A 22,814-nucleotide genomic window follows, 5' to 3' on the forward strand; every position below is an offset into this window, starting at 1 on the left:
AAGGGCTATGAATTACGTATCTACGCGCGGCGCGGGCGCCGGCGAACATCATTCGTTTTCCGACATCCTGCTGGGCGGTCTCGCGCGCGACGGCGGTCTGTACCTGCCGGCCGAGTATCCGCAGATCAGCGAGGAAGAGCTCGCGCGCTGGCGCGGCCTGTCGTACGCGGATCTCGCGTTCGAGATCCTCTCGAAGTTCGCCGGCGACATTCCCGCCGCCGACCTGCGCGACATCACGCGCCGCACCTACACGGGCGAGACATACCGCAACGTGCGCCACGGCGAAGACGCGAGCAAGATCACGCCGCTCACCACGCTCGGCGAGGAAAACGGCGCGAAACTCTCGCTGCTCGAACTCTCGAACGGTCCGACGCTCGCGTTCAAGGACATGGCGATGCAGCTGCTCGGCAACCTGTTCGAGTACGCGCTTGCGAAGGCCGGCCAGGAGCTGAACATCCTCGGCGCGACTTCGGGCGACACCGGCAGCGCTGCGGAATACGCCATGCGCGGCAAGAAGGGCGTGCGCGTGTTCATGCTCTCGCCGCACAAGAAGATGAGCGCGTTCCAGACGGCGCAGATGTTCAGCCTGCAAGACCCGAACATCTTCAACCTCGCCGTGGAAGGCGTGTTCGACGACTGCCAGGACATCGTCAAGGCCGTTTCGAACGATCACGCGTTCAAGGCGCAGCAGAAGATCGGCACGGTCAACTCGATCAACTGGGCGCGCGTCGTGGCCCAGGTCGTGTACTACTTTGCCGGTTACTTCGCGGCGACGAAGTCGAACGACGAGCGTGTTTCGTTCACGGTGCCTTCGGGCAACTTCGGCAATGTGTGCGCGGGACATATCGCGCGCATGATGGGTCTGCCAATCGAAAAGCTCGTGGTCGCGACCAACGAGAACGACGTGCTCGACGAGTTTTTCCGCACCGGCATCTATCGCGTGCGCGGCTCGGCGGAGACGTATCACACGACGAGCCCGAGCATGGATATCTCGAAGGCGTCGAACTTCGAGCGCTTCGTGTACGACCTGCTTGGCCGCGATCCGGCGCGCGTGACGCAGCTGTTCCGCGACGTGGAGGAGAAGGGCGGTTTCGATCTCGTGGCGAGCGGCGACTTCGTGCGCGTGAAGCAGTTCGGTTTCGTGTCGGGCCGTAGCAGCCACGACGACCGTATCGCGACGATTCGCGACGTCTACTCGCGTTACAGGACGATGATCGACACCCATACCGCCGACGGCGTGAAGGTCGCCCGCGAACATCTGCAGCCGGGTGTGCCGATGATCGTGCTCGAAACCGCGCAGCCGGTGAAGTTTGGCGAGACGATTCGCGAGGCGCTCGACCGTGAGCCGGAGCGTCCGGCAGCATTCGAAGGGCTGGAGGCGCTGCCGCAGCGCTTCGAAGTCGTGCCCGCCGATGCAAAGCGTGTGAAGGACTATATCGTCGCCCATACGGCGGACTGATTGACGCAGCCGGGGCCGGATCTGCTTCCGGTCCCGGCGTATCGACGCCTCATCAGCTTTTACGCGGCGGCAGGTCGCTCGAACCCGCCCGCTGCAGCACTCCCCATTCGCATGCATTGCGCGCCAGGGATATCCACGGCATAAGGCACCGCGCGCCCATCGCGCCGCTACAATAACGGCAGACCAACCGTTGCTGGCGGCCCGCCCGCCAAGTCCGAGACGACCTCGATGTCTACGCCTACGTCCCCGTCTTCCGCCGCGCCGGCACCCGCGCCGCGCGCGCCGATGCTCTCCACCGCCGACGCCCTTGCCACGCTGCTTGCCGCGGCGAAGTCGCTCGCCGGCACCGAAACGATCTCGACGTTCGACGCGCTGAACCGCGTGCTCGCCGCAGATGTTGTCTCGCCGCTCGACGTGCCGCCGATGAATACGAGCGCAATGGACGGTTACGCGGTGCGCGTGGCCGATCTCGCGCAAGGCAGCCGCCATCTGCCGGTTTCGCAGCGCATCCCCGCGGGCCACGCGCCACAGCCACTCGTGGCGGGCACGGCGGCGCGCATTTTCACGGGCGCGACGGTGCCGCCGGGCGCCGACGCCGTGGTGATGCAGGAGCAGACCGAGGCGGCGGAAGGCGCCGTCACCTTCCTGCACACGCCCAAGGTGGGCGAATGGATCACGGCGCAGGGCGCGGACATCCGCAAGGACACGGTCATCCTGCCGGCGGGTACGCGACTCACTCCAGCGGCGCTCGGGCTCGCGGCATCGGTGGGCTGTGCTGCGCTCACTGTCGTGCGCCGCGTGAAGGTCGCGGTGTTTTTCACCGGCGACGAGCTGACGATGCCGGGCGAGCCGCTCAAGCCCGGCGCGATCTACAACTCGAACCGCTTCACGCTCACGGGCCTCTTGCGCAACCTCGGCTGCGAAGTCACCGACTACGGCATCGTGCCGGACCAGCTCGAGCTCACGCGCGCGACGCTGCGCGAGGCAGCCGCCGCTCACGATCTCATCCTCACCTCGGGCGGCGTCTCGGTGGGCGAGGAGGATCACGTGCGGCCCGCTGTGGAAGCCGAAGGCCGCATCAACCTGTGGCAGATCGCCATGAAGCCGGGCAAGCCACTCGCGTTCGGTGCGGTGCGTCGAGCGCAAGGGGCAACGGATGCGCAAGGGGGCGAGGCGTTCTTTATCGGGCTGCCGGGCAACCCGGTTTCGAGTTTCGTCACCTTCCTGCTGTTCGTGCGTCCGTTCCTGTTGCGTCTCGCGGGCGCGACGCACGTGAGCCCGCGCGCGCTCTCGCTGCGCGCCGACTTCACCCAGACGAAGAGCGACCGCCGCAACGAGTTCTTGCGCGCGCGCGTCAACCCGGCTGGCGGTCTCGACCTGTTCTCGAACCAGAGTTCGGCAGTGCTCACGTCCACGGTCTGGGGCGACGGCCTCATCGACAATCCGCCCAATCATGCGATCAGCGCAGGCGAGACCGTGAGCTTCATTCCGTTCACCGAATTGCTGTACTGAAAAGCCTCAACCGATGAAGATCCAGCTGAAATTTTTTGCGAGTGTGCGCGAGGCGTTGGGCGTCGCGGACGAAACGGTCACGCTGCCTGATGGCATCGTGACGGTCGGTGACGTGCGCGGCTGGCTGCGTGCGCGTGGCGGCGTGTGGGCCGAGACGCTGGCGGAGGGCCGCGCGCTGCGCATGGCCTGCAATCACGTGATGACCGACCCGCGCACGCGCATCACCGAGGGCTGCGAAGTCGCGTTTTTCCCGCCTGTGACAGGCGGCTGAGCGCGACAGGAGACTCACGATGCCCGTGCGCGTACAAACGGAAGATTTCGACCTCACCACCGAGGTTGGGCAACTGCGCGCGCGCAATCCAGCGATCGGCGCGGTGGCGTGCTTCGTCGGCACGGTGCGCGACCTGAACGACGGCAGCACGATCGCCTCGCTCGAACTCGAGCACTATCCCGGCATGACCGAGAAGGCGCTGGAGGCGATTGTCGAGGAGGCGCAGCGGCGCTGGGCGGGCATCGAGGTGCTGATCGTGCACAGGGTGGGCAAGCTCGCGCCGCTCGACCAGATCGTGCTCGTCGCAACGACTTCGAAGCATCGCGGCGACGCCTTCGCGTCCTGCGAGTTCGTGATGGACTACCTCAAGACCGAGGCGCCGTTCTGGAAGAAGGAAGAGACGGCGCAGGGCGCGCGCTGGGTCGACGCACGCGAGAGTGACGATACGGCGCTAGCGCGCTGGGGCGTGGCGTCGGGGAATGCTTCGCGGGAATCCACCTAGGTGTTCGTCCTCAAGGGCAGGGGGAGATCAGACCCCGCCACCACATCCCTCTAACGCAACTAACTGCCCAATCCAGCCTCTCGCTGAAAGCAGACACGCTTACTCTGCCGGCGCGTTCTCGGCGACATCCATCTGGCGGCCAACAAAACGGGCCGGAAACCGCTCGCCGGTCGGCCGTGTGGGCAAGTCATGGCCGTGCCCGGCGGGGCGCCTGCGCGGCGCTACGCGATCGAGGATCGCCTGCTGCTCGGGCGGAATCGTGTAGTCCCAGCCAAAGCGGCTCAGTTGCAGACTTTGCGCAATGCGCAGCGCGGGCTCCATGAACTGCACCGCCGCCGCGGGCGCGTAGCGAGCCTGAACGGTATCGAGGAAGAGATAGAGCCAGCGGCTGAAATGCTGCGGCTCGACGCCCGGCACCGGGTCGTGCGCGTGCTGCACATTGCCGCGGTAGGTCTTGGTGCCGAGCACGAGGCTCGACCAGAAGCGGCACATCTTCGGCAAATGTTCGTCCCAACGTCCGGCCAGCACGCCGTCGAACACCGGGCCGAGCAGGGCGTCTTCGCGCACGCGGTCGTAGAACGCGTAGACCAGTTCGCGGATGTTCTCTTCGGTTGGCTGGGGGCGCAGGGCGCCAGAGGGGCTGGTGTCGGGGCGAGTCATTTGGGGCCTGGGTGATACCTGGAGTGCGTGGAGTGTAGCGGGCGGCTGCGCGCCGGTACGCTGCGGCCGTGAGTCGCATGGACGCTGCCAGGCACTGCGAAGTGACCATCGAAGGAATAATGATAGCCAGTCCGGGCAAAACCTGCATGCTAACTGCATGTTATTGTATGGGTTCTGTCACCCGCATCGCCCCTGTCATTGCCACCGCCATGAGACTGACCGACTACACCGACTACTCGTTACGCGTGATGCTGTATCTCGCGCTGCGTCGCGACGGCCTGGCCACGATCCAGGAGATATCGGACGCCTACGGCGTGTCGAAGAATCATCTGATGAAAGTGGTGCAGCGCCTCGGTGAGCTTGGCTGGGTCGATACCATTCGCGGGCGCAACGGCGGCTTGCGGCTCGCGCCGGCTTCACTCGATCTGACAGTTGGCGCGGTCGTGCGTGAGACCGAGAGCGATTTCTCACTGGTCGGCTGCTTTCCGGACGAACATGGCGAGCGGCGTAGCTGCGTCATCGAGCCGCAGTGCCGGCTCAAACACGCGCTGGCGGCGGCGCGCGACGCGTTTCTCGCGGAACTCGACTGTCACACGATCGGCGAACTGGCGCAGCCGGCCGACGAACTGACCGGGCTACTTGGCCTCTCGCCGATCCAGTTCATGCCGCGTGTGCAAGCGCCTCGCCCCGCGTCTTCGCGAGAGCATTGAGGGGCGCGTCAGCGTCCCGGCTTCACACACCTTTCTTCGCTTCAGAGCGGCACCGCTCAGCAGGGGCGCTCTGCCTCGCACGTCCCCGCCGCCTCCCATTCTTCCCCCGTTTTCTCGCCCTCGGCAAGGGTTGCCGACGGCCGCTGCCCGCGCTTGAATCCCAAAAATCGGAAAAAATGACGCCAGAGCGCTTGAAACCGGCGCGTCCCCCCTCAAATTTGGTGACAGTCTAGAAATCTGGAGGTCTCGCATTAAATGAGAATCGACAAACTCACCACCAAGTTCCAGGAAGCCATCGCCGACGCGCAAAGCCTCGCGGTTGGGCACGATAACCAGTACATCGAACCCGTCCACCTGCTGGCTGCGCTCGTCGCGCAGCAGGACGGCTCCGCGCGCTCGCTCATGTCGCGCGCGGGCGTGCAGGTGCAGGCGCTGCAGAACACGCTGAACGACGCGATCAACCGTTTGCCGCAGGTGCAGCGCACCGACGGCAACGTGCAGATCGGCCGCGAACTCACGGGTCTGCTCAATCAGGCCGACAAGGAAGCGCAAAAGCTCAACGACACGTATATCGCGAGCGAGATGTTCCTGCTCGCCGTTTCCGAGGACAAGGGCGAAGCGGGTCGTCTCGCGCGCCAGCATGGTTTGACGCGCAAGGCGCTCGAAGCCGCGATCGTCGCGGTGCGCGGCGGCGCGCAGGTGCACAGCCAGGACGCCGAGAGCCAGCGTGAAGCGCTCAAGAAGTACACCGTCGACCTGACCGAGCGCGCGCGTGCGGGCAAACTCGACCCCGTGATCGGCCGCGACGACGAAATCCGCCGCTCGATCCAGATCCTGCAACGGCGCACCAAGAACAATCCGGTGCTGATCGGCGAGCCGGGCGTGGGCAAGACGGCTATCGTCGAGGGCCTCGCGCAGCGCATCGTCAACGGCGAAGTGCCCGAGACGCTCAAGGGCAAGCGCGTGCTCTCGCTCGACATGGCCGCGCTGCTCGCGGGCGCGAAGTATCGCGGCGAGTTCGAGGAGCGCCTGAAGGCCGTGCTCAACGACATCGCCAAGGACGAAGGTCAAACCATCGTCTTCATCGACGAAATCCACACGATGGTCGGCGCGGGCAAGGCCGAAGGCGCAATGGATGCGGGCAACATGCTCAAGCCGGCGCTTTCTCGCGGCGAGCTGCATTGCATTGGCGCGACGACGCTCGACGAATATCGCAAGTACATCGAAAAGGATGCCGCGCTCGAGCGCCGCTTCCAGAAGGTGCTGGTGGATGAACCGTCGGTCGAGGCGACCATCGCGATCCTGCGCGGCCTGAAGGAGAAGTACGAGCTGCACCACGGCGTGGAAATCACCGACCCGGCGATCGTCGCCGCGGCGGAACTGTCGCATCGGTACATTACCGACCGCTTCCTGCCGGACAAGGCCATCGACCTGATCGACGAAGCCGCTTCGAAGATCAAGATGGAAATCGATTCGAAGCCGGAAGCCATGGACAAGCTCGATCGCCGTTTGATTCAGTTGAAGATCGAGCGCGAGGCCGTCAAGAAGGAGAAGGACGAAGCGTCGCAAAAGCGTCTGCAGCTGATCGAGGAAGAGATCGATCGCCTGAGCCTCGAATATAAGGACCTCGAAGAGATCTGGACCACCGAGAAGGCCGCAGTGCAGGGTGGCGCGCAGATCAAGGAAGAGATCGACCGCGTGCGCGCGGAAATCAATCGCTTCCAGCGCGAAGGCAAGCTCGAGAAGGTCGCGGAATTGCAGTACGGCAAGCTGCCGGAACTCGAGGCGCAGCTCAAGCAGGTGACGCTCGCCGAGGCGAACGAGCAGAACAATCCCACGCGTTTGCGCTTGCTGCGTACGCTCGTGGGCGCCGAGGAAATCGCAGAAGTCGTGTCGCGTTCGACCGGCATTCCAGTGTCGCGCATGATGCAGGGCGAACGCGAAAAGCTGCTCCAGATCGAAGAAAAGCTGCACGAGCGCGTAGTGGGCCAGGACGAGGCCATTACCGCCGTTGCCGATGCGATCCGCCGCTCGCGCGCTGGTCTTTCGGACCCGAACCGGCCGTATGGCTCGTTCCTGTTCCTCGGGCCGACGGGTGTGGGCAAGACCGAGTTGTGCAAGGCGCTGGCGGGCTTCCTGTTCGATTCGGAGGATCACCTCATCCGCATCGACATGAGCGAGTTCATGGAGAAGCACAGCGTGGCGCGTCTGATCGGCGCGCCGCCGGGATACGTGGGCTATGAAGAGGGCGGCTATCTGACTGAGGCCGTGCGTCGCAAGCCGTATAGCGTGATCCTGCTCGACGAAGTCGAAAAGGCGCACCCGGACGTGTTCAACGTGCTGTTGCAGGTGCTCGACGACGGTCGCATGACCGACGGCCAGGGCCGCACCGTCGACTTCAAGAATACGGTGATCGTGATGACGTCCAACCTCGGTTCGCACCTCATCCAGGCGATGGTCGGCGAGCCGCAGGAAGCGGTGAAGGACGCCGTGTGGAATGAGGTGAAGCAACAGTTCCGCCCCGAGTTCCTGAACCGGATCGACGAGGTCGTGGTGTTCCATGCACTCGATCGCTCGAATATCGAGTCGATTGCGAAGATCCAGTTGCAGCGTCTGCGCGAGCGTCTGGAGAAGCTCGACATGGAGCTGATGGTGTCGGACGACGCGCTGGGTCAGATCGCCAAGGTCGGTTACGACCCGCTGTTTGGGGCGCGGCCGCTCAAGCGGGCGATTCAGCAGGAGATCGAGAACCCGGTCGCCAAGCTGATACTCGCGGGCAAGTTCGGACCGAAGGATGTGATTCCGGTCGGCGTGCACGACGGGAAGTTCGTGTTCGAGCGCGTGGTGCACTAAGGCGCGTAGCGATACTCGGGTGAGGCGTGCGGGGTGAGGCGCGCGCCGAGCCGGAACAAAAAGGGCAGCGGAGTGATCCGCTGCCCTTTTTTCATGCCTGCGATTTATGCCTGCGAAGCGTCGCTCAGGCCTGCTTGTTGCCGCCGCCAAACAGCGACGCAAGCCCGCCAAGCGTGCCGAGCACGCTCTCGGTGTTGATCTGGCCGCCTTGCGGCACTTCGCCGGTCGGGGTGGCCGCGTTGACCACGTGCGGCAGCACCTGGGCCAGCAGGCCGCTCACCTGGTCGGGCTGCATGCCGACCTTCTGGGCGAGGCCCGAGACGACGTCCGAGCCGAGCACGTTGTGTAGTTGATCCGCCGAAACAGGCTGATTCTCGCCGTTGCCGACCCACGACTGCACGACGTCGCCGAGGCCGCCTTGCTGGAACTTCTCGATGAGGCCATTCAGGCCGCCGGGCTGGTTGTTGACGAACTCCATCGCAGTGGCGAGGAGCTGGGCCTGGCCGCCGCCTTGCTGTTGCGACTGCGAACCGAGCAGGGAACCGAGGGTATCTAGCAGACTCATGACGATCTCTCTGAGTGATGGCCGCGACGGGGGACGCGGCCGGTAAGTCGGACGGCGCGCGTTGGCGGCGGCCGCGTTTTCGAGGTCCGACGCACGGCGTGCGCGCGCCGGACGATGGCGGCGATTACGCGCCGGAAGCGGCCGCAGCGGAAGCGGCCTTGTCCTTCTTCGACTTCTTGGGCTTTTTCGCCTTCGTATCGGATGCCGAGGCCGGAGCCGCCGCCGCGGAGCCCGCGTCGGGTGCGCTAGCGGCCGAGGCCGCCTTGTCCTTCTTGCTCTTGTGCTTCGACTTGCCCGCCGCCGTGTCCGAGGCGGCTTGCGCAGTGGCTGCGGCCGCCGGTGTCTGTGCCGTCATCGGATTGGCCGTGGTAGCAGCGGGGGCGACGCTCTTGCCGCTCTTCGCGCTAGCCGTTTTGCCCGCCGCCGGCGCCGAGGAGCCGTTGATCGTAAGCCCTGCCGCCTCGAGGTTCTGCACCGATTTCGGGCCAATGCCCTTGACGCGGCTCACGAGGTCGTCGGCGTCCTTGAACGGGCCGTTCTTGGTGCGTTCGTCGATGATCGCCTTGGCGTGCACCGGGCCGATGCCCTTGACCGATTCGAGCGCGGTTTCGTCGGCGGTGTTCACTTCCACGGCTGCGGCGAGCATGGCGGACAGCGACAGTCCGATTGCGAGGAACAGCATCAGCAGCTTCTTGAGCATGGCAATCACTCCATTGAGGGCATTTCAGTTAGCCGGGAACGGACGACGCATCCAGCGGAGGGGCTGCGGTACAAGAATAGGCCAGATGGCGTATCCGTGGATCGCGAGCGCTCGATTTATACCGATCGATGTGTGGCAAGTAAATCGTCCCGCACAATATTTAATACTTCTGTGCATTTTGGCGACGCGAAACGCCGAGCTGTCAGTGCAACCCGATTCAAGTGCGATGCGGCGCGACGATGCCGAGCTTCGCAATGCGCCGATACAGCGTCGCGCGCGAGATGCCTAGCGCCTGCGCGGCGGCGTTCGGACGCCAGCGGTGCGCCGTGAGCGCCGCGACGATGCGTGCGCGCTCATCTTCGGAGGAGAGTGGCGATGTTGGCGACATACCGGCGTGGGAGCCGGGCGCGGCCGGTGCGAGTTCCGGCAGCTTCGCCGCGAGGTCGGCGCTCAGGTGCTGCGCTTCGACCAGCACGGTGTCGCATACGGCGCATGCGTAGCGCATCGCATTGCGCAGCTGCCGCAGGTTCCCCGGCCACGCGAACGCCGCGAGCCGCACCGCGAGCGTGGCGTCGAGTGCGAGCGGGCGGCCGGCGGCCTGCGCTTCTTCCGCGAACACCGTGTCGATGAGCATCGCAATATCGCCCCGCTCGCGCAGAGGCGGCAGCGTGAGCACCGCACCGCTCAGCCGATAGTAGAGATCGTCGCGGAATGCCCCGGCACTGACCATTCGCGCGAGGTCCCGGTGCGTTGCGCACACCACGTCGATATCGACGCGCACGGGTGTTTCGCTACCCAGCGGCAGGACTTCGCCCTCGGCGAGCACGCGCAAAAGGCGTGTCTGCAGCGCGAGCGGCATGTCGCCGATTTCGTCCAGAAAGAGCGTGCCGCCGTCGGCCATCGCGATCTTGCCGCGCGCCCCATGGCGGCGCGCGCCCGTGAATGCGCCTGGCGCATAGCCGAACAGTTCGCTTTCGATCAGCGACTCGGGCAGCGCCCCGCAGTTCACCGCGATGAATGGCCGATTGCGTCGCGCGCCGGCGTCGTGAATCGCGCGCGCGAACACTTCCTTGCCGGCGCCCGTTTCGCCGAGCAGCAGGATCGGCAGACGCTTGCCCGCTACGCGTTGCGCGATGCGCGCGTTCTCGGCCACGCGTGCGTCGGCGCTGCGCAAGAAGGGGCCGAGCGCGCTGCGATCGTATTCGTGCGCGTCGGCGGGCTCGCGCCGCAGCGGCATCGCGCCATGCGCCGCGCTGGCGCCACCGCCGTGGCCGCTTCGTGCGCTGTGTCCGCCGTAACCGTTCGCCCCAAGCGGCGCGCGAATGCGCGCATACAGCATCGAGCCATTCGCGCGCAGGCGTAGCGCCGCGATGGTTTCGATGCGCCCGATGTCGCGCAACTGCACGTGCGACGAATCGAAAATCTCGTCGATATGACGCGGGCCGTCGAGGCACGGCATGCATTCGCGCGCGCGCCGGTTCGCGGCGACCACGTTGCCGTTTTCGTCGAAAGCAATCAGCAGTTCGGGCTGCGCTTCGACGTAGTTGCGATTCTGGTGACCGAAGAGTATCCAGCACGACGCGAGCCGATGCAGGAAATAGCCGTCTTCGATGAGCGTGGCGCTTTGGCGCACGAGCTGGTTGACGATGCGCTGGCTTTCGCGGTTGTCGGGCGACTGCACGGCCGACGCGTCGAGCACGCCGATCAGCTCGCCGCCCGGCGCGAAGATCGGCGCGGCGCTGCACGTGAGCGTGGTGAACGCGGCGCGGAAATGATCGGTCTTGTGCACGGTGATGGGCGCGAGATCGGTGAGCACGTTCGCGATGCCGCAGGTGCCTTCCTCGCTCTCCGACCAGCACGAGCCGATATGGAGCCCCGCGTGCTTGAAGTCGTTGCGGCGCTCCCGGTCGAGGCGATAGTCGATGGTCACGCCGTGCGCGTCGGTCAGCATCACGCAGTAATCGGCTTCGCGCACCATATCGTGCAGGCGCGTGAGGCATTGGCCCGAGGCGCGCAGGAAAGACTCTTCGCGATCGCGGATCTCGCGCAGCTCGGCGGCGCTCAGCACGCGCGGACCGATCACGGAACCGGGGTCCAGCTGATAGCGCTCGAACGAGCGCTGCCACGACGAAACGAGGCGCGGCGAATCGGACGGCGCAGGCAGCCGGCCTTCTACGGCGCCACGCACGCGCTCGGCGTGCCGGGTAGACGCAAGGGCGTAGGGCATGAGCGGTTCCAGACGGTGGCTCGCGATGAGCGTCGGGGTAACGTCGGGTTACGTCGGACCGGAAAGCGTTCGGCGGGAGTCTTTTGTAGCACATCCTTTGCGCGCGATCACACCGCAGCGCAGCATGCGAGACAGCTGAGACGATCGTCTCAGCGGGGGATGTCCCGTATTCCGGCGCGCGACGCTGGGCCGCTCGGCCGCAGCTCAGGCAAGCCACGCGGGGCTGTGCGCGCTTTCTTTCGCGCGGGTGGCGGGTCGCGCGCTTGGCGCGTTGCGCGCGCGAGACGGCGGTTGAGACGCCGCGCGCGACGCAAACGGTGCTGCTGCCACCGCATGCAATTGCCGCAGAGCCCCGTTGCGCGGCCTTCTACGGGGATACATCGCGTCGCCAATGTCATTGGCATGGCGCTTGCAGAGTCTGCGGGCAGAAGCGGCGCCCAGCAGTTCACAGTGCGACGCCATCAGGAGACAAGACCCGTGACGACGCCCGTGACCGTAGGCGTGATCGCGAACCCCGCATCGGGCCGCGACATCCGCCGTCTCACTTCGCATGCCTCTGTCTTTCCCACGGCCGAGAAGGCGAATATGGTCGTGCGCCTGCTCGCGGGCCTGGGCGCGCTCGGCGTCGCACGGGTGCTCACGCTGCGCGACAACACGGGCGTGGCCGCGCTGTTGCTGCGCGCGATCGAGACGCACGCGGCCATTGCCGCGCACGAGCCCTGGCCCGAGGTCTTGTTCGTCGATTTGCCAGTGAGCGAAAGCGTTGCCGATACGCACGCCGGCGTCGATCACATGGTGCGTGAGGAAGTCGCGCTGATCGCGGTGCTGGGCGGCGACGGCACCCATCGCGCCGTCGCCGCGCATTGCGGCGCGACGCCGCTGCTCGCGCTGTCCACCGGCACCAACAACGCCTTTCCCGAATTGCGCGAGGCCACCGTCGCGGGCCTCGCAGGCGCGCTTGTTGCGACCGGCGCGGTGCCCGCGGAGTCGGCGCTCTCGCGCAACAAGCGGCTCGTCGCGCGCTGCGTGGAAGGGCCATCGCGCGGGCGTGAGGAAATCGCGCTCGTCGACATTTGCGTGGCGCGTCAGCAATTCATCGGCGCGCGCGCGATTTCAGAAAGTTCGGATATCGAATCACTTTTTCTCACCTTTGCGCCGCCCGACGGCATCGGCCTCTCGTCGATTGGTGGGGCATGGGCGCCGGTCGGGCGCGATGCGGCGCACGGTCTGCATATGTCTTTCGCTCAGCCAGGCGCACCTGCGGGCAGCGGTGCGGGTGTGCCGTTGCTCGCGCCGATCGCGCCGGGCCGCGTCGAGCGCCTGACGATGCGCACCTGCCAGCGTCTCGAAGTGGGCGTGGCACTGCCGCTCGAAGCGGGCCACGGCACGCTCGCGTTCGACGGCGAGCGCGAAATCGAACCGGCGCGCGGCGACCGCTATGAAGTGACGCTCGACTGGCACGGTCCGCTGACCGTCGATGTCGCGCGAACGCTGCGTTACGCGGCGTCGCATCAGTTGTTGCGTGAGGCCGCCGCGCGCGTGTAGCGACGGGGCTTGCATCTTCCACTCGTAACCGAAAGAAGGAGACATCGGCATGGACACACCCTTGAAAGGCCAGGTCGCGATCGTGACCGGCGGCGCGCGCGGCATCGGTCGCGGCATTGCGCTCACGCTCGCGCAGGCCGGCGCGGACGTGCTGCTCGCGGATCTGCTCGAAGAACCGCTTGCGGCGACGACCGATGAGATACGCGCGCTCGGCAGACGTGCGGCATTTGCCAAGGTCGACGTCACCCAGGCGGCCCAGCTCGAAGGGATGGTATCGCAGTCGATCTCCGAACTCGGTGGCCTCGATATTCTCGTGAACTGCGCTGGCGTGATATCCATTAGTCCGGTATCCGAATTAACGGAACGGGACTGGGACTTCGTCATGGGCGTCAATGCAAAGGGCGTGTTTCTCGGCTGCAAAGCGGCGTTGCCGCATTTCCATACCCAAAAGCGCGGGCGGATCATCAATGTCGCCTCGATCGCAGGTAAGGAGGGTTTTCCGAATCTCGCGCACTACAGCGCATCGAAATTCGCAGTGGTCGGCTTCACCAACGCGCTCGCCAAGGAGGTCGCGCGCGAAGGCATCACCGTGAATGCGATTTGCCCCGGCATCGTGCGGACGTATATGTGGGACCGGCTCTCCGACGAATGGAAAACGCAAGGCGAGAGCGTCGAAGAGTCCTGGCAGCGTCATCAGCTCACGCTGATCCCGCAGGGCCGCGCGCAAACGCCGGAAGACATGGGGCGGCTCGCCCTGTTCTTCGCGACCATGGACAACGTCACGGGCCAGGCGGTGAACGTCGACGGCGGTTTCACTTTCCACTAGGAGCAGTGGTATTTCCCGCAGCAGGCAAATCCAGAGCGGTACAGCGTCGTACACCCAGGAGACAACCATGTCACTTCAGTTGAACAAGGAGCAGTTGCTCACCGCGTATCGCTCGATGCGCACGATCCGCGAGTTCGAGGAACGGCTGCACGTCGAGTTCGCGACCGGCGAGATTCCGGGCTTCGTGCACCTGTACGCGGGCGAGGAGGCATCCGCCGTCGGCACGATGAGCCACTTGAGCGATACCGATTATGTCGCCACCACGCACCGAGGCCACGGCCACTGCATCGCCAAGGGCGTGGATGTGCGCGAGATGATGGCCGAGATCTATGGTCGGGACACGGGCTCGTGTCGCGGCAAGGGCGGCTCGATGCATATCGCCGATCTGTCGAGGGGCATGCTGGGCGCGAACGGCATCGTGGGCGCGGGTGGTCCGCTCACGTGCGGCGCGGCGCTCGCCGCGAAGCAAAAGAAGACGGGCGGCGTGGGCGTGTGCTTCTTTGGCGATGGCGCGTCGAACCAGGGGGTGATCTTCGAGTCGATGAATCTCGCCTCCGTGTGGCGCCTGCCGGTGATCTTCGTCGCCGAAAACAACGGCTATGCCGAGGCGACTTCATCCACGTGGTCGGTCGCGGCCGACAATATCGCCGACCGCGCGAACGGCTTCGGCATGCCGGGCGTGATCGTCGACGGTTTCGACTTTTTCGCCGTGTACGAGGCATTGGGCGAAGCCATTGCGCGAGCGCGCAACGGCGGCGGCCCGACGCTCGTGGAGATGAAACTCTCGCGCTATTTCGGCCATTTCGAAGGCGACGCGCAAACCTATCGCGCGCCTGGCGAAGTGCAGAAGCTGCGCGAAGAAAAGGACTGTCTCAAGCGCTTCGAGGAGCGCGTCGTGCGCGCCGAACTCGCGAGCAGCGACGATCTGCGCAAGGTGGACGCCGAAGTGAAGCAGCTGATCGACGATGCGGTCGCGCAGGCCAAGGCCGCGCCGTTGCCGCCTGCCGAGGCGCTGCTCACCGACGTGTACGTGTCGTATCCCTGAGCGCTGTGCTCTCAGGTCATCAGGATTCCAGATCAAGGAGACGAAAATGGCACGGAAAATCACCTATTCGCAGGCCATCAACGAAGCGCTGGCCCAGGAAATGGGCCGCGACGAGAGCGTGATCGTCATGGGCGAGGACAATGCCGGCGGCGCGGGGGCGCCCGGCGAGCAGGACGCGTGGGGCGGCGTGCTCGGCGTGACGAAGGGCCTTTACGGCAAGTTCCCGGGGCGCGTGCTCGATACACCGCTCTCGGAAGGCGGCTTCATCGGTACGGCCGTGGGCGCGGCGGCGTGCGGCATGCGGCCGGTAGCGGAGCTGATGTTCATCGACTTCATGGGCGTGTGCTTCGACCAGATCTTCAACCAGGCCGCGAAGTTCCGCTACATGTTCGGCGGCAAGGCGGTCACGCCGGTCGTGATCCGCACCATGTATGGCGCGGGCTTGCGGGCGGCTGCGCAGCACTCGCAGATGCTCACCTCGCTCTTCACGCATATTCCGGGGCTGAAGGTCGTGTGCCCGGCGACGCCTTATGACGCCAAGGGCCTCATGATCGAAGCGATTCGGGACAACGATCCCGTGATTTTCTGCGAACACAAACTGCTCTACACCATGGAAGGCGACGTTCCGGAGGAATCCTATTCGATTCCGTTCGGCGAGGCGAACATCGTGCGCGATGGTGACGACATCACGATCGTCACGTATGGGCGGATGGTGCACTACGCGCTCGACGCCGCGCAGAAGCTCGCGAAAGACGGCATCGAGGCGGATGTGATCGACCTGCGCACTACGTCGCCGCTCGACGAAGAAACGATACTCGAAAGCGCGCGCCGTACGGGCCGCGTCGTGGTCGTGGACGAAGCGAACCCGCGCTGCTCGATCGCAACCGACATTGCCGCGCTCGTCGGTCAGAAAGCGTTCAAGGATCTGAAGGCCCCGGTCGGCATGGTGACCGCACCGCATACGCCGGTGCCGTTCGCGGCGTCGCTGGAAGACCTCTACATCCCCTCGGCGGACAAGATCGCCGAAGCCGCGCGCGCAGCAAGGAGCTGAAGTCATGCCGATTCACATGATCACGATGCCCAAATGGGGCCTGTCGATGGAGCAGGGCCAGGTGAACGGCTGGCTCAAATCGCTCGGCGACAAGGTCACCAAGGGCGATGAATTGCTCGACGTGGAGTCCGACAAGATCGCGTCGGGCGTGGAGTGCGCGTTCGAGGGCGTGTTGCGGCGGCAGATCGCGCAGGAGGGCGACACGCTGCCCGTGGGCGCGCTGCTGGGCGTGGTAGCCGATGCAGAGGCTGCCGACGCGGATATCGACGCCGCCGTGGCCGAGTTTCAGCGCGACTTCGTGCCCGCGAAGGCGGGCGACGCCGATTCGGGGCCGCAGCCGGAAAAGTCGCAAATCGGCGGCAGGACCGTGCGCTACCTGAAGCAGGGCGAAGGCGAGGGCATGCCTGTCGTGCTGATCCACGGCTTTGGCGGCGATCTCAACAACTGGCTCTTCAACCACACGGATCTTGCGGCAGAGCGCACGGTCTGGGCGCTCGATCTGCCGGGGCACGGCGAGTCGGGTAAGGCGCTCGAGAGCGGCAGCCTCGACGAGCTCGCGCAGAGCGTGATCGCATTCCTCGACGCGCAGAAGATCGACCGGGCGCATCTCGTCGGGCACTCGTTGGGCGGTGCGGTGGCGATGGCGGTGGCCGAGCAGGCGCCCGGGCGCGTGGCCTCACTTTCGCTGATTTCGAGTGCGGGCTTGGGTAGCGAGATCGATAGCGCGTATATCGAGGGCTTCGTCGCGGCGGCGAACCGCAATGCGCTCAAGCCGCATGTGATGAAGCTGTTCGCCGATCCCGCATTGGTCACGCGTCAGCTCGTCGAAGACCTCGTGAAGTACAAGCGGCTCGAAGGCGTGCAGGCCGCGCTCGGCAAGATCGCCGGGCAGGCGTTCGAGGGCGGCGCGCAGCGGCGCGTGTTCCGCGAGCGTGTCGGCTCGCTCGCGCCGCGCGCGCTCGTGATCTGGGGCGAGACCGACCAGATCATTCCGGCGCGCCATGCGCAGGGATTGCCGCCGCAGGTGCGCGTGGAGGTGATCGCGGGTAAGGGGCACATGGTGCAGATGGAGGCCGCGCAGGAGGTCAATCGCCTGCTCAAAGCCTTTTTCGACGAAGGAGCCTGAGCATGGAGGCCGCCACGTCCCGGACGTCCGCTGTGTCGAGCACGGCGCTTGGTCAGGAGGGGCTACGCAGTCGCGAGAAGCTTGCGCGGATTCCGGTGAAGATCGTGCCGCCTTCCGGCCGCGACGCGGTCTTGCCGAAGCCGCCCTGGCTGCGCGCACGGCCGCTCATGAGCGAGACCGTGGCGGGCGTGGCAGCCGTATTGCGCGAACACCGGCTTCATTCGGTATGCGAAGAAGCGATGTGCCCGAACATCGGCGAATGCTTTGCGCAGCGCACCGCGACTTTCATGATCATGGGCGGCCTTTGCACGCGGCGCTGCCCGTTCTGCGACGTCGCACACGGGCGGCCCGTGCCGCTCGACGACGAAGAGCCCGCGCATCTCGCGGCGGCGGTCGCGGCGCTGGGCTTGCGTCACGTCGTGATCACATCGGTCGATCGCGACGACTTGCGCGACGGCGGCGCGGCGCACTTCGCGCGCTGTATCGCACAGGTGCGCGAGCGTGTGCCGGGGATCGGCGTCGAGGTGCTGACGCCCGATTTTCGTGGCCGAATTGGGCGCGCGCTCGACGCGCTTTCGCTCGCGTGGCCCGACGTGTTCAATCACAACATCGAGACCGTGCCCTCGCTTTATCGCGCGGCGCGGCCGGGTGCGGACTATCGCGGCTCGCTCGAACTGCTGGCGAGCGCCAAAACGGCGAACGCTGCGCTCGTCACGAAGTCGGGGCTGATGGTGGGGCTGGGCGAAACCGACGATGAGTTGCTCGCGACAATGCGCGACTTGCGCGAGCATCGCGTAGAAGTGCTGACGATCGGGCAGTATCTCGCCCCGTCGAAGTTTCATTTGCCGGTGAAGCGCTATGTGCATCCCGACGAATTTGCCGGGTTGCGCGCGGCGGGTCTCGCGATGGGGTTTAGCGAGGTCGTGGCCGGGCCGCTTGTCCGTTCCTCCTATCACGCGGCGCAGACAGTGGAGGCGGCGCGGCAGGCCGAGTCGGGGTGATCTGTGTTTGCAACTAACCGCCAAGCGCATCTCGCGGCGACAGGCTACGCGCCCCCACGCAAAAATCGCGTGCTCACCCTCGAGAGATAAAACAGCAGTCCGGCACCCGCAATCAACAGGCTAGCCATGTTGGCGAGCCAAAACCCACGAGCGCCCGTTGCCCAGGCGGGCATCGTGCCGGTCACGTCGAAGCCCAGCGCGTAGCCGCCGCCAAGCCCCACGCCCCAGAGCGCGACCGCATAGATGATGGTCGGCACAACCGCGACCTTGTAGGCGCGCAAAGCGAAGGCGGTTGTGATCTGCAGTGCGTCGAACACGTGATAGCAGGTGACGATGGCGACGAGCGGCATGGCCGCGATCGCCACGGCGGGGTCCGGTGTGTAGCCGCCGATGATGAGCGGGCGCAGCACGAACACGATCGCGCCATAGCAGCAGGCAATCGCCACGGCTGTCGCCACGCCGTGCCGCGCGAGCGTACGCGCCTCGGCCGGGCGATTGCCGCCCAGCGCCTGGGCGACGAGCGTCGAGGTCGCCACGCCGATGGAAAGCGGCGTCATATAGAGCACCGCGCCGATGTTGCCGGCGATCTGATGTCCGGCGAGCGTGGTCGTGCCCATGCGCGCGATGAAGATCGCCATGAACGTGTATGACGTCACTTCGATGAGGTACGAAAGCCCCATCGGAATGCCGAGCTTGAGCAGTTCGGCCTGGCGCTTCCACTCGGGCCAGCAGAAGTGCTTGAAGATTTCGAACGGCGCGAATACGTCGACGCGCGTGAACGCGACGGCCGCGCACAACGCGAGCGCCCAGTTGATCGAGGTGCTCGCGAGCGCGCAGCCCGGGCCGCCGAGCGCGGGCACGCCCAGGCCGCCGAAGATGAGCCATGTGTTGAGCGGCACCTTCAGCATGAGCGCGCCGACTTGCAGGAACATGACGAGGCGCGGCCGCCCCACGGCATTGGCGAGTGAGCTATAGATGCGAAAGGCCAGCGCCGCCGGCAGCCCGAACGAAAGCAGCCGCAGATAGCCGACGGTACGCTCGCGCAGCGCCTCGGGCGCGCGCGCGAGGTCGAGCAGCGGGCCGGGAAAGTAGAGAATCGCGAAGCCGATCACCATCAGCACGAGCGCAAGCCAGAACGCCTGGCGCACCTCGACGCCGATCTCCGTGTCCTTGCGCGCGCCGTAGAGCTGCGCCGCAACGGGCTGCAGCGCGCTGAGAATGCCGGTGAGGGCGATGTAGACCGAGATGTAGATCGACGACCCCAGACCGAGCGCTGCGAGGTCGAGCGCCGAGTAGCGGCCGACCATCGCGGTGTCGATCACGCCGAACGCGATGATCGCGAGCTGGCCGATCAGCACCGGCCACGCCAGCGCGGCGATGCGCCGGACGTCGCCGACGAAAGTCGTCGTCACTGCGGCCTCAGTCCGGACGCTTGCGCCAGACATGCTTCTTGAGCGGCGGCGTCGGACGGTCGACGCGCACGTACAGGCGGAAGCGCTCGTCGCGGTCGGCGGCGCGGCGGCCTTCCCACACGAGCTTCCACACGTAGTCCGGCATCGAACTCGGCTCGCCGTAGTCCTGTGTGTCCTGGCGCAGGATCACGTCGCAGTCCTCGTTGAACGCGAAGTGCATCTTGCCGAAGTACGCGAAGGTGGCGATCTGCGCGTCGCCGAGGCGCACGGGCGAGATGCACTGATAGTCGGCGGGCAGGTGCGCGGCGATCTGCTCGGCGACGTCCTTGTAGGTCCGGCTGTAGTTGACGACTGGCAGCCAGAGCGTCATGAGCAGCACCCACATGAGCGTGGTGCCGCCGCTCGAGAGCACGACGCTGCGCCACAGCACCTTCGGATGACGCGCCACGCGCCACTGCACGAGCGCCATCCAGCACACGGTGACGGCCACCGCGCACACGAACGAAAGAATCTTGAACTGCGGCACGAAGCCGGGCGCGAGACGCGCGAGATTGCGCGCGAGCGGTGCGGGGAAGCCCGTCATGCCCGCGAGCCACACGAGCCACACGAAGGTGCCGAGAATCGTGAAGCTCAGCACGGCGAACCAGTCGATCGCGTTGATCGCGCCGCGCTTGAGTGTGGGCAGCGCGAAGGTCGCGAGCACCGAAAGCGCGGGCAGCACGAGCATGAAGAGCCGGTTCGATTCGTGGCTCTGCACGATCACGAGGATGAGCAGCGGCACAATCACCGACAGCGGAATCGCGATGTGCGGCTTGCGGCGCAGTCCGGCCCAGCTCACGAAGGCCCAGATCGCGAGCGGCCACGCGGGCCAGGTGAAGAGCGGCAGGTTCTTGGCGGCGTAGCGCAGCACGTAGCCCGGCGGCCCCGCGAAGGCGTTGACGTTGGTGTGCGCCCACTGGTTGAGGAACCAGACGGCGTCGTCGGGGTAAAGGTGCAGCGCCAGCAGCGGCCACGAGGCCGACACCACGAGCGCGACGGGCAGACCGGCCACGAGGAGCCAACGCGAGCGTGTTTCCGGGGCGATGCCGAGCATGGCCAAGGTGCCGATGAGGAGCGCGCCCACGAGCACGGGGCCGCTCGATAGCATCACGATGCCGAGCGCGAGGCCCCACCAAAGGGCGCCCTGAACCGGCTTGTCGATGGCGCGCACGATGCCGTACACGACCATGGCGATGCCCACGAACTGCATGAGCTGCGGCGTGGTTTCGTGACCGCGCTCCGCGAGCCCGAAGCATCCCAGCAGAACGAGCAAGGCGCCGTCACCGAGGGTGCGACCATAGTCGCGCGGCTCGGGCTCGCCGCCGAACGCGTACTTGAACGGCTGCACTTCGGGGCGCCGGCCCAGCAGATACGCGCTGTACCAGACGAACGCGCACGCGAGACAGAACAGCACGCCCGTGGCGATGCGCGAGGCGTTGCTGGCGTCGACCCATGGTGCGAACAGACGAATGCAGGCGGCGCCCAGCCAGTAGCCGAGCGGACCGTTCTCGGTCACGTACTTGCCGACGAGATTCGGCAGCAGCCAGTCGTGTGAGGTGCCGCCCGCCATCGTCCACATCACGCCGAAGCCCGCCGCATCCTCGTTCTTCCACGGGTCGCGGCCAAAGAGGCCGAACGCCGCAAAGACAATACAGATGGTCAGCAGCAGCCAGCGCGGCAGGGCGCTGGTGGCGGAGGCGGTCAGTCGAATGGCTGGCTTCATGCAGTACGAAGGGAGACGGATAAACCGGGCGTGCTCGAGCGGGTGGCTTACACGCGGGGGCAAGCGGGCATCCGCGGCGGCAGATGGTACACCCGGCAGGGCGCCACGGAGCAATCCGGCATTCTAGCCGGGCCGGCGACGGCGCGTCACGGCGTTAGCCGCGTGTTAATCCACGGAAACATCTGATAAGGGGCAGTAAGTCGCACACGCCTGGCTGCCGGGACAGCGCAACGGTGGCGCAGGCAACAAAAAAGGGCAGCGTATGCTGCCCTTTTTGTGCACGTTCAATGCGGGACCGGCGAGAAGCCGGTGCGGCGAGGTGCTTACTTGCCGGCCTTGCCCGTGGCGCGTGCGCCGAACTTCTTGTTGAACTTCTCGACACGGCCTGCCGTGTCCATGATCTTTTGCGTGCCCGTGTAGAACGGATGCGATTCCGACGACACTTCGATCTTCGCGAGCGGGTAGGTCTTGCCGTTGAATTCGGCGGTTTCGCGCGTCTGGATGGTCGAGCGGGTCACGAACCTGAAGTCGTTCGAAACGTCGATGAACAGGACTTCGCGGTAATTCGGGTGAATGCCTTCTTTCATGGTTATTCCTTAAATCTGGCGGTAGCCAACCCGCGTGCCTGCAACACCATGTTGCCGACTTTGCCCGCGCGAGCCACTTACCCAAGGGTCGAAAAACAGCGATTATGCCAGATAATCAGCCGGTTGGCGAATTTTTGAGGACCCAGCGCAACAGGTTTCAGGCCGGCGGGGCGGCCAGTGCGCCCACGCGTGCCGGGTCCTGGCGGTAGTAGCGCGCAAGCAGCCGGTAAAGCTCGGGATATTCCGCCTCGAACGCCTTCGGCTTGGCGAAAAGGGCCTCGCTGCACACCGCAAAGAACTCCGACGGATGGTCGGCAGCATAGGGATCGATCAACGAATCGCGCTCGAAGCGCGCCCAGCGGCGCTCCGGCACGGCGTCCACCTTGTCGCAGAACTGGTCGTAGGCGTTGTCGAACACGTCGGCCCACGCTTGCGCGTCGAGCGGCGCATGCCAGCGCCGAAAGAGGGGCGGATGACCGTCGGCCTCCCCGTTGAGCATATCGATCTTGTGTGCGAACTCGTGGATCACGACGTTGTACGCGTCGCTGCCATCGGTCATCTGCGCGTCTTCCCAAGAGAGGATCACGGGGCCGCCTTCCCAGGCTTCGCCGCTCGCGTCGTGTTCGACCTCGTGGACCACGCCATCATCGTCCTCGACGGTTTTGCGGATCACGAATTCGCCCGGATAGACGACGACGCCCACCCAGCCCTTGTAGAGGTCGAGTGAAAGATTGAGCACAGGCAGCGACGCTTGCGCGGCGATCGCCACCGTCATCGCGTCGGTCAGTTCGAGGTCGTGTGCTGTCGAGAACTCCTTTTGCGCGATGAAAAGGCTCGTCATCTCGCGCAGGCGTACGAGGTCGGCGGCGTCGAGGTGCTTGAGGAACGGCAGGCCGGCGAGCGTAGCCTGCCAAAGCGCGTCGTCGATCGCGTAGGTGCGCAGCGCTTTTTCGCGGCGGCGCGCGCCGAACCAGTGAGAGAGTTTCGAGAGCATCGCTGG

Annotated in this window: 20 protein-coding genes; 12 read left to right on the top strand and 8 right to left on the bottom strand. The window is 65.8% G+C overall.

All coding sequences use genetic code 11. The features are described 5' to 3' along the window. The first annotated feature begins 7 nt into the window (after positions 1-7). The 4 genes from thrC to JMY28_RS16005 all read left to right on the top strand — a co-directional run bounded on the left by thrC (position 8) and on the right by JMY28_RS16005 (position 3,744). On the top strand, positions 8-1,459 hold the full coding sequence (gene thrC / locus JMY28_RS15990; protein WP_201696896.1) for a threonine synthase: 1,452 nt from the start codon (positions 8-10) through the stop codon (positions 1,457-1,459). A 285-nt stretch (positions 1,460-1,744) separates the two neighbouring features. Then, entirely contained in the window at positions 1,745-2,971 is a 1,227-nt protein-coding gene (locus tag JMY28_RS15995) for a molybdopterin molybdotransferase MoeA (RefSeq protein WP_201697030.1), read from the top strand. Between the two features lie 13 nt (positions 2,972-2,984). Beyond that, positions 2,985-3,242 carry a molybdopterin converting factor subunit 1 gene (gene moaD / locus JMY28_RS16000; protein ID WP_112176957.1) on the top strand — a complete coding sequence of 86 codons (258 nt, stop codon included), beginning with the start codon at positions 2,985-2,987 and terminating at the stop codon, positions 3,240-3,242. 19 nt (positions 3,243-3,261) lie between these two features. Then, positions 3,262-3,744, top strand: a complete 483-nt coding sequence (locus JMY28_RS16005) for a molybdenum cofactor biosynthesis protein MoaE (protein ID WP_201696897.1) — start codon at positions 3,262-3,264, stop codon at positions 3,742-3,744. Between the two features lie 99 nt (positions 3,745-3,843). Here the strand turns inward: JMY28_RS16005 and JMY28_RS16010 are convergent, their stop codons facing one another. Next, complete coding sequence (locus JMY28_RS16010) at positions 3,844-4,404, bottom strand: group III truncated hemoglobin (protein WP_201696898.1); 561 nt, start codon at positions 4,402-4,404, stop codon at positions 3,844-3,846. A gap of 209 nt (positions 4,405-4,613) precedes the next feature. Here JMY28_RS16010 and JMY28_RS16015 point away from each other — a divergent pair, with 209 nt between their 5' ends. Together JMY28_RS16015 and clpB are read left to right on the top strand one after the other, a co-directional pair. Beyond that, positions 4,614-5,114, top strand: coding sequence for an Rrf2 family transcriptional regulator (locus tag JMY28_RS16015; protein WP_201697031.1), 501 nt, complete (start codon positions 4,614-4,616; stop codon positions 5,112-5,114). 255 nt (positions 5,115-5,369) lie between these two features. Continuing rightward, positions 5,370-7,967 carry an ATP-dependent chaperone ClpB gene (gene clpB / locus JMY28_RS16020; protein ID WP_201696899.1) on the top strand — a complete coding sequence of 866 codons (2,598 nt, stop codon included), beginning with the start codon at positions 5,370-5,372 and terminating at the stop codon, positions 7,965-7,967. 124 nt (positions 7,968-8,091) lie between these two features. On the opposite strand, the gene JMY28_RS16025 is transcribed toward clpB, so the two are convergent. The 3 genes from JMY28_RS16025 to JMY28_RS16035 all read right to left on the bottom strand — a co-directional run bounded on the left by JMY28_RS16025 (position 8,092) and on the right by JMY28_RS16035 (position 11,459). Then, positions 8,092-8,730 carry a YidB family protein gene (locus tag JMY28_RS16025; RefSeq protein WP_407945511.1) on the bottom strand — a complete coding sequence of 213 codons (639 nt, stop codon included), beginning with the start codon at positions 8,728-8,730 and terminating at the stop codon, positions 8,092-8,094. Further along, a complete protein-coding gene (locus tag JMY28_RS16030; protein ID WP_201696901.1) occupies positions 8,657-9,232 on the bottom strand; it encodes a ComEA family DNA-binding protein in 576 nt (191 codons plus the stop codon). The genes JMY28_RS16025 and JMY28_RS16030 overlap by 74 nt, the downstream gene beginning before the upstream one ends. 217 nt (positions 9,233-9,449) lie before the next feature. Then, positions 9,450-11,459, bottom strand: a complete 2,010-nt coding sequence (locus tag JMY28_RS16035; protein WP_201696902.1) for a sigma-54-dependent Fis family transcriptional regulator — start codon at positions 11,457-11,459, stop codon at positions 9,450-9,452. Between the two features lie 477 nt (positions 11,460-11,936). Here JMY28_RS16035 and JMY28_RS16040 point away from each other — a divergent pair, with 477 nt between their 5' ends. From JMY28_RS16040 to lipA, 6 genes are all read left to right on the top strand, one after another. Beyond that, positions 11,937-13,004 carry an ATP-NAD kinase family protein gene (locus JMY28_RS16040; protein ID WP_201696903.1) on the top strand — a complete coding sequence of 356 codons (1,068 nt, stop codon included), beginning with the start codon at positions 11,937-11,939 and terminating at the stop codon, positions 13,002-13,004. A 49-nt stretch (positions 13,005-13,053) separates the two neighbouring features. Next, complete coding sequence (locus JMY28_RS16045) at positions 13,054-13,830, top strand: SDR family NAD(P)-dependent oxidoreductase (protein ID WP_201696904.1); 777 nt, start codon at positions 13,054-13,056, stop codon at positions 13,828-13,830. Between the two features lie 67 nt (positions 13,831-13,897). Continuing rightward, positions 13,898-14,875 carry a thiamine pyrophosphate-dependent dehydrogenase E1 component subunit alpha gene (locus JMY28_RS16050; RefSeq protein ID WP_201696905.1) on the top strand — a complete coding sequence of 326 codons (978 nt, stop codon included), beginning with the start codon at positions 13,898-13,900 and terminating at the stop codon, positions 14,873-14,875. Between the two features lie 46 nt (positions 14,876-14,921). Then, positions 14,922-15,926, top strand: coding sequence for an alpha-ketoacid dehydrogenase subunit beta (locus tag JMY28_RS16055; protein ID WP_201696906.1), 1,005 nt, complete (start codon positions 14,922-14,924; stop codon positions 15,924-15,926). A gap of 4 nt (positions 15,927-15,930) precedes the next feature. Next, positions 15,931-17,052, top strand: coding sequence for an acetoin dehydrogenase dihydrolipoyllysine-residue acetyltransferase subunit (locus JMY28_RS16060; RefSeq protein WP_201696907.1), 1,122 nt, complete (start codon positions 15,931-15,933; stop codon positions 17,050-17,052). 2 nt (positions 17,053-17,054) lie between these two features. Continuing rightward, positions 17,055-18,053, top strand: a complete 999-nt coding sequence (gene lipA / locus JMY28_RS16065) for a lipoyl synthase (RefSeq protein WP_201696908.1) — start codon at positions 17,055-17,057, stop codon at positions 18,051-18,053. Between the two features lie 44 nt (positions 18,054-18,097). Here lipA and JMY28_RS16070 read toward each other — a convergent pair whose 3' ends face one another. The 4 genes from JMY28_RS16070 to JMY28_RS16085 all read right to left on the bottom strand — a co-directional run bounded on the left by JMY28_RS16070 (position 18,098) and on the right by JMY28_RS16085 (position 22,808). Then, positions 18,098-19,465, bottom strand: coding sequence for an MATE family efflux transporter (locus JMY28_RS16070; protein ID WP_236596888.1), 1,368 nt, complete (start codon positions 19,463-19,465; stop codon positions 18,098-18,100). A gap of 7 nt (positions 19,466-19,472) precedes the next feature. Next, positions 19,473-21,227 carry an ArnT family glycosyltransferase gene (locus JMY28_RS16075; protein ID WP_201696910.1) on the bottom strand — a complete coding sequence of 585 codons (1,755 nt, stop codon included), beginning with the start codon at positions 21,225-21,227 and terminating at the stop codon, positions 19,473-19,475. Positions 21,228-21,550: 323 nt separating this feature from the next. Next, on the bottom strand, positions 21,551-21,814 hold the full coding sequence (locus tag JMY28_RS16080; RefSeq protein ID WP_201696911.1) for a type B 50S ribosomal protein L31: 264 nt from the start codon (positions 21,812-21,814) through the stop codon (positions 21,551-21,553). 157 nt (positions 21,815-21,971) lie between these two features. After that, complete coding sequence (locus JMY28_RS16085; RefSeq protein WP_201696912.1) at positions 21,972-22,808, bottom strand: M90 family metallopeptidase; 837 nt, start codon at positions 22,806-22,808, stop codon at positions 21,972-21,974. Positions 22,809-22,814 lie beyond the last annotated feature (6 nt).

Origin of the sequence: Paraburkholderia hiiakae (assembly GCF_904848665.1) — a bacterium.
GTDB classification, from domain to species: Bacteria; Pseudomonadota; Gammaproteobacteria; order Burkholderiales; family Burkholderiaceae; genus Paraburkholderia; species Paraburkholderia hiiakae.